Raw genomic sequence first — 12,634 nt, forward strand, 5'->3', positions numbered from 1 at the left:
AAAAACATGATCAATAAAGGAGCGGGTACGATGAATGGGGACAAGCGCAATCGTTGGATATCAATCGTTTTAATTGTCTGCATGATGATTATATTGTTGCCGCCGCAGCAGGCTGGAGCGGCAAGCGAAGCGGTGCAAGCTGTGCAAGCAGTGAAAGCTGAGCAAGCCTTGCAAGTCTCGCAAGCTGGGCAGCCAACCTCCGACCTCTCGCAACATTGGGCGAAGGAGGTTATGGAGTCATGGATTGAAAGCGCTTTATTAAATGGCTTTGGCGATCAAACGTATCGTCCGGACAGTCCCGTCACAAGAGCCGAATTTGCGGCGTTTATCAATCGGGTCTTTTATTTTCCCGATACAACCGGCAAGGGGCATTCCTTTTCCGATGTAGCGGAAAATGCCTGGTATGCGCGGGACGTGGCCAAATTGGACGCATTCGGAATTGTCCAAGGGACGGGCAACGGCAAATTCTCTCCCGGCAACGCGATATCCCGCCAGGACGCCGCGGTTATTATGGCCCGCGCTTTTCACGTCAGCGCAGAGGGTAAAACAGTTGCAACCTTCGAGGATCGCGAGAGCATAGCGGATTACGCCGTGGCGGCAGTGGCTGCTTTGCAAGCGCAGCAATACGTGCGGGGGAATGGAGGAAATCTGTTTCAGCCGCGGAAATCCACGACTCGCGCCGAAGTCGTGCAAATGATTCAAAATGTAATGGGTACGTTAATCCAGCAGCCGGGGACTTATTCGTCCGACGTGGCCGGAAACCTGGTCATCAATCGCTCAGGGGTGAAATTAAGCCAGCTGACAATAGCCGGGGATTTGTATATTACGCAGGGGGTCAATGACGGCGAAGTCACGCTTGAAGGCGTCACTGTATTGGGTTCGACATATATACTTGGCGGGGGCGACCCTGGCATCACGTTATTGAATTCGACTTTGGCAGGACCGGTCAGAGCCGACAAATGGAATGGGCAAATCAACATTCATGTCGGCGAAGGTTCCGAAATTCGAGAACTGCAAATGAATGCGGCCGGGAATGTACAGCTGGCAGCATCGGCCAAGATAGGCAAGCTGATCATTCATGCTCCGGCGATTGTGACCGGAGAGGGAACCATCGCATCGGCTCTCTTCCTGGTTAGTGGCGCGAAATTGGAAAAATGGCCAGTCGAAGTCGAATTTGCCGCCGATAGTACGGCTACGATCGAAGACGAGCTTGTTGCCGGCGATACACGCAAAAAACCAACGGTCGTATCCAATTCCGGCAACGGAAACGGGGGAACGACTCCCCCGGATCCCGATACGATCCCGGCAATCGTCAGTGCAGGGACAGCGAACGCGGATATTGCAATCGGCGCGGAAGCGGATGACATGATGCTTTACGCGGCGCAGGAATTGCAGGAGACGATTAAACGGGTCAGCGGTGCCGAGCTGCCGATCTTCAAACGGGATTTGTCGGCGACAGTAAGCGTCTTGTTTGCCAATCGCGAATTAACGTTGACCAAAAGCGGACACTACCCGCTTGAAGTGCACGTCGTCAATAATCAGGCCAGCCCGGCAACAATAGCCTTGACGCCAATCGGCGGCAACGCCATTCCCGTTAACTTGCCGACACAGGTAAGCGTAGGCGCAAATGAACGAAAGATCATTCGAGGTTCGTTCGAAATTACAGACGCGTTGGCCGACGGCAGTTATGACGTCGAGGTGCAAGCAAGCATGAGCGGCACGGCACTCCATACAGCCGAGCTTGCCGTTCAGTATGCATCGAATCTGTTGATCAATCCGGGGTTCGAGCAGTTAAGCGGCACGCTGCCGCAAGGCTGGCATTCGCCAGCCGGCGCCAGAGATGCCGCGGAAACAAAATCCGGCGAACATTCGATGCGGGTCGATCTGGATGGCAATCCGTATATGTTTGCCAGAAGCGAACAGGAGCTGCATTTGACGCCGGGCAAAACCTACAAGCTGACCGCTTGGGTAAAGGCGACTGGCGCCGGAACGATGAATATGGAAATCCACGAGCGGCATGCCAGCGGCGGCAGCAATCCGGTAACTGCCCGGGCCGAAAGTGCTTTAACGACGGATTGGACATTGGTGGAGCTGGACTACGCTCCTGACTCGGCTGCCGTGTACAATTTCAATAATGTCTATTTCTTCATGTCCGGTACGGACTCGATGTGGGTGGATGAAGTCAGGTTGATCGAAGTGGATGCCGAGCAAGGACCGGCTCCGGAGATTACGACGATCTCCTCGGGCAATGCCGGCGGCAAAGCGGAGATCGTGCTTGCCACGCCGGAGACCGAGCCGCAGCTTGCCAGCCAGTACGCGGACGATTACAGCTTTGTTGCCGGCTCCGACGGTTTCGCCGTTCGCGCCGCAGGCAATCGTATTTATATCCTTGGCGATGATTCGCGAGGCGTATTAAATGGCGTGTATGATTTTCTCGAAGAGAACGCGGATATTCTATGGACTCGCTCCGTTGATTTCGGCATGTTATATGAGCCCCAATCCACCATTCTGGCAAACAAAGTGAATTATGCCGAGAAATCGCCCTTCCTGCTGCGCGGTTGGCACACGACCGGTTCTGGCAAATACGGGGAGTTCCACTCGGATCTGGATACGGAGAAGATGCTCGCCCGCAACAAACTAAACGTCAAGTTGGCGGAAATGGGCAATGTGCAGTATTGGAATCGTCATAACGGCGTCGGCATTACGCCGCTCCTGCTTGGCCATAATCTGGATTCCTGGCTGCCGAATGACAAATATTTTGCCACGCATCCCGAGTACTATAACGAGATTAACGGGCAATACGTCCCAGTGTCGAATGACTCCCAAATTAATTTCTATCACCCGGATGTTCCGGGCGTAGTCGCCAGCGAGATTCGAGCGCTGCTTGCGGTCCAGCCACTGGAATATGTCGGCGTAGGCATTATGGATAATCAGGTATTTGTTCAAGGGGAGCTAAGCACCTTGCCGTTCACGACTCCCGACGGACTTGTCGTCCAGCCGGAGGACCCTGCTTATAAATCGACGGTCTTCTTCACGTTTCTCAATAAAGTAGCGGCCGACCTGAAACTGACGCATCCGGATGTGAAAGTAACGACCTTTGCGTATTTCTTTACGGATACCCCGCCCAAGGTGGAGCTGGAAGACAATATCGTTATCGTAATGGCACCTGCCGCGGAGGATGCAAGGGAGCCGTTTAACACAACGGATCAAAGCAACGCCAACTACGGCTATAAGCTGAAGCTTGAGGCTTGGGCGGACGCAACGGAAAATATTCTGATGTATAACTACTATGGCTGCTGCGCGACCCATGTTTATGAACGTCCCATCGCCGACAAGGTGCAAGCCGATATGCAATATTATCGCGATCTGGGCATTATCGGCGTGATGCCCGAGGGCCAAGTGGACAACGGGGATGTATGGGGGATTAACGCCTTGCAATACTGGCTTATCCATCAATTGTATTGGAATCCCGATGCTGATCTCGAAGCGTTGACCGACAAGTTTTTGACCAAGGCTTATGGTGCGGCTGCCGAAGCGATGGAAACTTATTATGATCTGATCAAACAAGGCTACAACTATGACCAGCAATCCGTCAACGTCTATTCGCGCGAAAGCCAATACATCGGACGTTATGTGATCCAAGCGGGTATAGCGGATGCCGCTCAAGCTGCTTTGGATGAGGCGTGGGATTTGGCGAATGCGGAAGAGAAGCAGCGGATTGCACCGATCAAATCGACGTTCGAGACGATGGTATTCACAGTAGGGCAACTGCCGAATTTGTCGGCGAAGGCCATTAAAACTTCCTCCAGCCAAGCCGAAATCATGAACGCAACCGATTTTCAATCCGGACCTTGGGCGGATGCGGTAGCGATGAGCGACTTCAGGGAAATGGGCACGAAGCAGCAGGTGCCGGAAGAAACCAGTGTCTACCTGTTATGGGACGATGAAAACCTGTACGTCGGCTATGAAAATATGGACAATGATCTCGCAAGCATGGTGGTCAGCGAAAGCGCGCCGGGCGAATGGTGGAGCAGCGGCGCGGATGACTCGGTAGAAACATATGTGACCGGCAATCGGGATGGCACCTATTACGGCTTTTTCTCCAACCCGCTTGCAGTAAAATTCGAGTACAAATCATTTCAGGACCCGACCTATAATGGCGAGTGGTACGCCGAGGCCCATGTAGGCACAGACCGCTGGAACGCGATTCAAGCAATACCGTTCGCCAGCATTGGCGTTGATCCGGCGCAAACCAGCACGTTGTACGGCTTCTTCTTCCGTAATTTCCATGGGAAGGAACGTTTTATCACTTGGGGCGGAGGCATGGTCTGGAATCCGGGGGATTTCTACCCGATCCATCTGGAGCAGCCTGGCAATCAGGCTAATTTGGTAGACAATCCAGGCTTTGAGCGCGGCGACGAAGGCAGCTTCGCGGATGGTTGGATATCAACCTCGGCAGCATGGGATCATGCGGAGTATTACAGCGGTAATTACTCGCTCAGGCTGGACCTGGACGGCGCTCCGTATGTATTTGCCCGTGCTGACCAGAATATCGGGCTGGAAGCCGGCAACCGTTACAAACTGAGCGCTCGGGTTAAAGGCGCGTCGACGGGCTCGATCAGCATGTCACTATATGGAGTCGCCGCGGACGGCGGAGTGACCATGGTGGCGAATGCGGATGCCGCCGCCAATCATCAGTGGCAGTCGATGGAAGTGGAGTATGAGCCCGCCGCCAATGCGGCATATGAACATTATTGGGTCTACATCTTTATGTCCGGAACCGATAAGCTGTGGATCGATGACGCGGCGCTTGTGGATTTGACGGCAACGCCAGGAACGCCTGAAGCCGCTAATTTGCTTAATAATCCCGGATTTGAAATAGCTACGCCGGACAGCTTCCCGGACCGATGGTTTTCGCCGACGGGAGTATGGGACCACGAGGTCGCGCACGGCGGCGGGCGTTCTCTGCGGATAGAGCGGCAAGGAGGCGAATATGCCTTGGCGAGGTCGCTGCAGGATTTCCAGCTCGAACCCGGCAAGCGCTACAAGCTGAGTGCCTGGGTCAAGAGCCTTACAGCCGGAACCGCCAGCGTTTCTATCCACGAGATGCTGGCAGGCGGTGGCAACAATCCGGTCACGGCTAACGCGGACATCACGCTGAACGGCGAATGGCAGCTGCTCGAACTGGAATATTCGCCCGACATCAATGCCGTCTATGATCATAACTGGATCTACTTCTTTATGTCCGGAACGGATGCGATGTGGCTGGATGATGTGTCGTTGACGGAGCTTCCGGATGTAGAACTCTAAGTAGAGCGGTTGATCGTGCTCGGAAAGTATAACGAGACAGCTAATGCACACAGTTAGACACGAAAATGATCGGTCAGGATACCTATCCTTGACCAACCCACTGAAACAACAACATCCCATAGGCGTTATTAACGACTATGGGGCTCGTAACAGCAACAAATCCATCTCATAGGCGTTATTAACGTCTATGGGGCTCGTAGCAGCAACAAATCCATCCCATAGGCGTTATTAACGTCTATGGGGAACGTAGCAGCAACAAATCCATCCCATAGGCGCTATTAACGTCTATGGGGCTCGTAGCAGCAACAATAACGACGTTTCTGTTCCGAGGCTGCCGAAGGTAAGCCTCGAGGTCGGGTGACTTTCGTTCGCTCACAAATTGCTCACTGAGACGGCAATAGACCAAAAGCCAGAAATGGCGGTGCAGGGGTAACGCCCTAGCACCGCCATTTCTTCGTTTTTGACGTTTCATTCAACAAGTGAGCTATTTCATCAATCGAGCGATCATACTTTTGAGACAGCTCCTTTTATTTTTGTAGAGGAAATGAAAGGTTGAAATATCTAACAGACCCCAGCGACGTTATTTGTCCGATGAAGATGCCAATAAGGTCGTGTAAACATCCGAAAAAAAGAGATTAAACATGAATTCTAGGCAATATAATCGGAGGCCCATATTCGATAGGATTAAGGTATACGGAGGGGGATGAGAGAAGTTGCTGAAGATGACGATGAGTCGCAAGGAACATTTTATATTGGCGGGTTTCCTTGCACCTGCCATTATCGTGTATACGACATTTTTATTGGGTCCCGTGTTGGGCAGTTTTTTCTACAGCTTAACGAATTGGAACGGCCTGTATCAAACGATGGATTTTGTAGGTTTGCGCAACTTTGTTCATTTGATGGAAGACGGCGTATTCGCCAAAGCGATTCGCAACACCATGATATTTACGGTGTTTGTCGTATTGATTCAAAATGCGATAGGGGTGCCGCTCGCACTCGCGATGGATTCCAGAATCCGCAGCAAGCAGGTTTTGAAAACGCTGTTTTTTGTGCCGGCTATTTTGAGCCCGCTTGTGGTTGGTTATACGTGGACGTACATCTATGAGCCGCAAAACGGCGTGTTGAATACGATCTTGCGCACTGTCGGCTTAACCGGATGGGAGCAAAGCTGGCTCGGCGATCCGCAGTTCGCGTTATACAGCATCGTGGTTATGGCGGTATGGCAGTTTTCAGGCTATTCGATGGTTATCTATTTGGCCAATCTGCAGACGATTCCGGGAGACTTATATGAAGCAGCCGATATCGACGGCGCAGGCAGATGGCAGCAGTTCAAGTCGATTACCTTTCCGCTGCTGGCGCCGTCCATCACCATTAATATCGTGCTTTCCAGCATCGGCACTCTGAAGGCGTTTGATATTATTTATGTCACGACCAAGGGCGGCCCCTACTACGCAACGGAAACGATGACAACGCTGCTGTTTTCCACCGCGTTTACGAAAAGCAGTTTCGGTTACGGAACGGCCATGGGCGTTGTCATGTTCTTTTTTGTCTTTATCATCTCGTTAGCACAAATATTGCTGTTGCGTCGAAGAGAGGTGCATTAAAATGTTATCAACGAATAAAAAAATGATATGGATTTTAGAAATAAAGATGATTATACTTGCCTTAATTGCATTATATCCTCTGTTATTTATCGTATCCATGACATTTAAATCATCGCAAGAAATGGCTTTATCGCCGCTATCCTTGCCAAGCTCCATAAATTTCTCTAACTATGCGGCTACTTGGCTGCAAATGAGATTTCCGCTTGTGCTCGGCAATACCGTGCTTATTACCGCGGGATCCGTGACGTTGCTCGTACTGCTGGGCTCCATGGCGGCATATCCGCTTGCCAGACGCGCCGAGAAGGCGTATTCCATCATCTATATGTACTTTTTGGCGGGCATCATGCTGCCGTTCCAACTCGCCATGGTTCCCTTGTATAAACTCATTAATTCGATGGGCATGGTGAACACCTACTACGGCGCGATGCTGATTTATACGGCGTTGAACCTGCCGCTTGCCATTTTTTTGTATGCGGGATTTCTGCGAACGTCGCCCAAGGAGCTGGAGGAAGCGGCCAAAATAGACGGCTGTTCCTTGTTCCGTGCCTTCTGGCTTGCCGTATTTCCGATTATTAAGCCGGTAACCGCGACTGTAGTCGTATTATGTTCGTTAAATACCTGGAACGACTTTATCGTTCCGTTGTTATTTTTGCAAGACCAAAGCTACCGTACCATTACGATTGAGCTGTATATGTTTGTCGGAGAGCATGTGACCAATTGGGCGTTGTTATTTCCCGGCATGGTGTTGTCCGTGCTTCCACTGCTGCTCGTTTATGTATTTTTGCAAAAATATATTATTAAAGGAATTGCAGCGGGATCATTAAAAGGATAACGGGATTCGGGGGCTGCGGACATGAGACACTGGAGGGACGTAATACAATTCAGAGACTGGAATCTGGACAAAAAATTGTTTTCTGTTTATGCGCTGATGATTATCATTCCGGTCATTGTGGTCACTATGTTGGGATTCCAGCGTTATCATGAAAATTTGACGGAGCGGGTAGGCGAATACGGCCTGAACCTGACGGATCAGATCGGCCTCAATCTGGACAACTATATTCGCCAAATCGATCGGCTCTCCATGACCTTTTACTTGGACGGCATAGACGGATTGACGGAAAATAAAGATCCCATGCATGTTTATACAGAAAAAATAGCGGTCGACAAGGCGCTGCGAAATATGATGCTGATTATCCCCTTTCAGGATATCGAAGGCATTTATTGGATTCGGGACAAAGAGGTGCAGTATTCGCAATACGGCTCCGGCCAACAAGTCAATCATGATGATTTTGCGGCCGACGGCTGGTTCGATCGTGTAATTGCAGCGGATGGAGGCGGGGTTATTATCCCGCCTTATCGGCCGTTAACGGGGAAAAAAGAAAAAGGAGATTACATTTTTTCCTACGCGCGCAGTATCGTCAACGTATCGACACGAAATCCGCATGGCATTTTGTTGATTGACGTGTCGATGGAATTTTTGCATGAGCTGCTGACGGAAACGCGAATGCCGTCCTCCCCGAATCTGTTTATCGTCGATCAGAACGGCGAAATTATTTATCATGAGGACGAGGACCAAATGAATCAACCGTTCGAGCCGCAGCTCACAGGACCATACGGACGATTTGTCGACTATATACATGGGGAAGAAACGATGGTGCAGTTCGTGCGTTCGGACACGACGGGCTGGTCCGTCGTCAATACGGTTCCCGTCAAACAATTGTCGGATGAGCTGCGTTTGATGCGCAATCTGCTGTGGACGTTTACGGTGGTGGCGGTGCTGCTCGCGCTGTCGTTGTCATCCGTATTAACCCGATGGATTATCGAGCCTTTGAAACGCATGAAACGTTCCATGCTGCGCGTGGAGCTTGGCGATTACGACGTGCGCGTGCAGGTCAAGGCGCAAGATGAGATCGGGCAACTGGGCAGAAGTTTTAACATGATGGTGGAGCAAATCCACACCCTGGTAAACCGGGAGCTGGCTATGCGGATCTACAAGCAGCAGGCGGAATTTAAATTGCTTCGAAGTCAGGTCAATCCGCATTTTCTGTTCAATACGCTGGAGTCCATTAACATGAAGGCCGAGCTGAATGAGGATTACGAGGTGGCCGACATGGTTACGAAGCTGGGCAAACTGTTTCGTCTTTCCTTGCAGCAAAATGAAGAATTAACATCGGTTTCCCGGGAGCTCGAATATACCCGCGTTTATATGCAGCTGCAGCAGATTCGTTTCCCGAAAATGGCGTTTGTGATCGACTTCCCCGAGGAATTATTGGATGCGTTTACATTGCCTTGGATGCTTCAGCCGTTGGTGGAGAATGCCATCATTCATGCCATTGCGCCGTTAGGCGGCGTAGGAAAGGTCACCGTGCAAGGAAGGCAAGAAGCCGGGCAGTTGGTCATTGAAGTTTTGGATACCGGGGAGGGGATCAGCGAGCGGCGTTTGGCGGAAATACGAGAATTGCTGTATGACGGCACGCAGGAAAACAGTCACGAAAGGGAGCAGCATATCGGCCTGCAAAACGTACATCGAAGAATCGAAGCGTATTGGGGCAGGGAGTATGGTCTTCATATTAGAAAGGGAGATTCCGGCGGAACGGTTGTCACTTTAAAAATGAAGGTTTGGTAACGGGGGGATCAATATGTCAGAACTGCAAATGATCATCATCGACGACGAAGAGATGATCCGGAACGGGTTGTCCCAAATGATTCGTCGCTTATTGCCGGAGTGGAAGGTGGTGGACACTTGCGAAGATGCGCAGGCCGCATTGTTCGCATCCAGACAGTATGCATTGGATTTGGCGATTATCGATATACAAATGCCCGGGATGAATGGTCTGGAGCTTGCCAAGGAGCTGGATGCCCGCTACCCGCAAATGCACAAAATTATTTTGACCGGCTACGAGAAATTCCATATGATCCAAACCGCGATGCGATACGGGGTATCGGATTATTTGCTAAAGCCGGTGCAACGCGACGAGCTTGTACAGGCCGTGCGAAGAACGGAGCTCCGCATTAAGGAAAGAGACGTGCAGACCACGATGCAGCTCGAGAAGCTGCTGTTGGAATGGTTCGTTACGCAAAATACGGACCGTTTGAAAGAGCTGCAATTCGCCTTGGGCGAAGGGGAGCGCGAAGTCGGCAAAGCGCGGCAATTTTCCGTCATTTTTCTGCTTTGGGAGGATGGATATACGAATATCGACCGCCTGCACGTCGAACTGGTAGCCGGTCATTTGCGCACCATGGCTGACGGTATCGAGCAGGTAATCGGCATCGTGGCCGCGCAATCCTGTACGTTGTTTGTCATTGTAGGCAATGATATGCCCTCCCAGGGAGAATGGAAGAGTCGTTTGACTAAACTGGGTTGGGATCGAAGAGGCAGTTACCAGCAGGGGGTAAGGCTGCAGGCGCTCGGCTGCTCTGATTCCTTTGCCCATATAGAGCAGCTGCAGGATGCCTATCAGCTTGCGCTGAATCATATGTTTGCCGATAGCGGCGGGGATTTTGCCCAGCAGGCGGAGGAAGACAGGCAGCGCATAGTCGCTTTGGCGCAGGCGCTGGAAACCAACGAAGGCGACAAAGCGTTGGCGCTCCTTAGGCAATGGAAGGAAGATATTGTTCGAATGAGCTTTACGCATCCGTCGCAAATTACCGCTCGTTGCTTCTTGTTTTTGTCCCATATGTCATCGCCGTTAATTAGCGCGATCCAGTCCCGGCTGGCCGGAACTTTGCGCACCTCCATCACGCAACTTGTGCAACGACTGCCTGTCGCGCTTACTCCATCCGTTGTTTTGCGAGCCATCTCGGAGTTTGTCGAAGGACTGAGCTTCGAGGAACATCAAGGGCAGCGGAAAATCATCGCGCGGGTGCAGGATATGATACGCGAGCAATATGCCAATGCGGACTTGAATCTGGAGCTGTTGGCCCAGCATGTCTATTTGCACCCTACCTATTTGAGCGAGCTGTTTAAGGAATCTACCGGCCAGAAGTTTATCGACTATTTGACGGAAGTCCGCATGAAAGAGGCCAAACGTATTCTGAGAGAAACCGATATGAAGGTCTATGAGGTATCGGAGGCGGTCGGCTACACCAGCCCCAAATATTTCAGCACGTTATTCCGCAAGCATTACAAGCTGACGCCGATGAGCTACAGAGAGAAAGCTCAATAATGATCCGGGGAAGCGCTTGCCGCGCTTCTTCTTTTTTTTTCGTGCGAGACGGCCGATTCGCGAACCAACATCCGAATAAAACGGACTAAATAATGATTTTACGCAATGTTCATATTTGTGACGATCTTATACGCTTAATGTGTGATAAAACACCATATTCAAAACAAATAGGGAGGCATCAACAATGAACAGAAAATCAAGAGGGTTGGCAGGGCTATTGGCCATGTTGGCTATGTTGCTCGTAATCGCGGCTTGTTCGGGCAATAACGGAGGCAACGGAAGCAACAACGGCGGCAATCAGCCGCAGACCGATGGAAACGATTCCAATAAGCCGACTCCTGCGGCGTCGGTGGTCGAACTCAAAGTGACCGGATTCAAGTCAGGCGCGGAGCTTGGCGCTCTTCCCGACCTGAACGAAAAATTCATGCAAGAAAACCAGGATATTAAAGTCGTTTACGAGGGCATGCCGGGTTCGCAATTCAAAGAGTTTCTGAAAGCGCGTTTCTCCGCCAACGACGCTTCCGACGTCATTATGATTCATCCGGGTTTGTCCGATGTTATCGCGTATGGCAAAGCGGGATATTTGATGGACTTGTCGGGCGAGTCGTGGATTAAGAACTTTACGGAAGCTTCGCTTAAGGCGACTTCCAATGATGGACAGATTTATGCGATTCCCAATGATATGAACGTGCTTGGCGTCTATTACAACAAACAAATTTTTACGGACTTGTCGATCGAGATCCCGACAAACTGGACTCAGTTCCTGGCGGCGGCCGAAAAAATCAAACAAGCCGGGATCCTGCCCATCTCCATCGGCAACAACGACGGCTGGATGACGCTTGCCGCGCTTTATACGATGGCTCCGGGTACTGTATATGCCCAAAATCCGAACTTCGACGCGCAGCTTAATGCCGGAGAAACCACTTTCCTGGAAGGCTGGAAGGATATGAACGCGCAATGGTACAGTCTCGACGAGAAGGGTTATTTGACCGAAAAAAGCACCGGCGTCAGTCTGGATCAAGCGCAGCAAGCCTTTGCTACCGGCAAAGCGGCAATGTACATTGACGGCAACTGGTCGTTGCCGGGCATTAAAGCGGCGAATCCGGAGCTGGAGGTGGGCATGATTCCTATGCCTTCCAATGCCGATGGGCAACCCGTAATCGCCTCTGCCGCTGTCGGAACCACCTTTGCCATCAACAAAAATTCCAAAGTGGTCGACGCTGCCAAACGTTATCTGGAGTTCTGGAGCAAAACGGAGACTCAAAAGGAGTGGGCGAAGAGCCAACAGGCGTTTATGACGATCAATGGCGAAACGGGAGACGTGGATCCTTCTCTGCAACATATTGCGGAAGTGGTGGCAAGCGGCAACAGCTATCCGTTCCTGGATCAAGGTTGGGAGTTCGGCGGCGCCGGAACCGCGGAATTGATGACGTCCGCGCAAGGAGTGTACCTGAAAGCGATTAATTCCGACGAGATGCTTAAAAACATGGATAAAGCCTGGGAAGCTGCAGTTAAAAATCGTTGATGCAGCCAGTCCATCAAATCATGTCAAGA

6 protein-coding genes are annotated in these 12,634 nt (G+C 51.2%); all 6 read left to right on the top strand.

Going from position 1 to position 12,634, the window contains the following annotated elements:
- Positions 1-30 precede the first annotated feature (30 nt).
- The 6 genes from KJW29_RS04745 (at position 31) to KJW29_RS04770 (ending at position 12,605) form a co-directional block, all read left to right on the top strand.
- Positions 31-5,310, top strand: a complete 5,280-nt coding sequence (locus tag KJW29_RS04745) for a DUF4838 domain-containing protein (RefSeq protein WP_214628941.1) — start codon at positions 31-33, stop codon at positions 5,308-5,310.
- A 722-nt stretch (positions 5,311-6,032) separates the two neighbouring features.
- Positions 6,033-6,914, top strand: a complete 882-nt coding sequence (locus tag KJW29_RS04750) for a carbohydrate ABC transporter permease (protein WP_246608803.1) — start codon at positions 6,033-6,035, stop codon at positions 6,912-6,914.
- A 1-nt stretch (position 6,915) separates the two neighbouring features.
- Positions 6,916-7,746, top strand: a complete 831-nt coding sequence (locus KJW29_RS04755) for a carbohydrate ABC transporter permease (protein WP_108993450.1) — start codon at positions 6,916-6,918, stop codon at positions 7,744-7,746.
- Between the two features lie 21 nt (positions 7,747-7,767).
- On the top strand, positions 7,768-9,540 hold the full coding sequence (locus KJW29_RS04760) for a cache domain-containing sensor histidine kinase (RefSeq protein ID WP_214628943.1): 1,773 nt from the start codon (positions 7,768-7,770) through the stop codon (positions 9,538-9,540).
- 13 nt (positions 9,541-9,553) lie between these two features.
- Complete coding sequence (locus KJW29_RS04765) at positions 9,554-11,080, top strand: response regulator (RefSeq protein WP_214628944.1); 1,527 nt, start codon at positions 9,554-9,556, stop codon at positions 11,078-11,080.
- A 184-nt stretch (positions 11,081-11,264) separates the two neighbouring features.
- Positions 11,265-12,605: an ABC transporter substrate-binding protein gene (locus tag KJW29_RS04770; RefSeq protein ID WP_214628945.1), complete on the top strand. Its 1,341-nt coding sequence runs from the start codon at positions 11,265-11,267 to the stop codon at positions 12,603-12,605.
- The last annotated feature ends 29 nt before the right edge of the window (positions 12,606-12,634 follow it).

It is taken from the genome of Paenibacillus agaridevorans (assembly GCF_018604145.1).
GTDB classification, from domain to species: domain Bacteria; phylum Bacillota; class Bacilli; order Paenibacillales; family Paenibacillaceae; genus Pristimantibacillus; species Pristimantibacillus agaridevorans.